This is a genomic window from Reyranella sp., from assembly GCF_052439685.1.
Taxonomy (GTDB): Bacteria; Pseudomonadota; Alphaproteobacteria; order Reyranellales; family Reyranellaceae; genus Reyranella.
Genome location: NZ_JBQVQG010000044.1, coordinates 1 through 267, shown reverse-complemented (window position 1 = coordinate 267; position 267 = coordinate 1). Strand labels below are relative to the sequence as shown.

At 65.5% G+C, this 267-nt stretch carries 1 protein-coding gene; it reads left to right on the top strand.

What is annotated here, in order from left to right; translation table 11 throughout:
- On the top strand, positions 1–267 hold a 267-nt coding region (locus ACT6UX_RS28760), incomplete at both ends, for a transposase (protein ID WP_444778618.1).

Here is a 267-nt window from a genome sequence, read left to right as displayed (position 1 = left end):
CCTTCTGTTCCGCGGGTTCGTGGGGCTGGTAGTGGACGATCCGGGGTGGGACCTTTCGTGTTTCTCGAAGAACCGGGACCGGCTGCTGGAGGGCGAAATCGCGGCGAAGTTCCTGGCGGCGGTCGTGTCTCAGCCGAGGGTGAAGCGACTTCTGGCGAGCGAGCACTTCTCGGTGGACGGGACGCTGCTGGAAGCGTGGGCGTCGATCAAGAGCTTCCGACGCAAGGATGGGAGCGACAACGACGCGTCGGGCGGTGGGCGCAATGC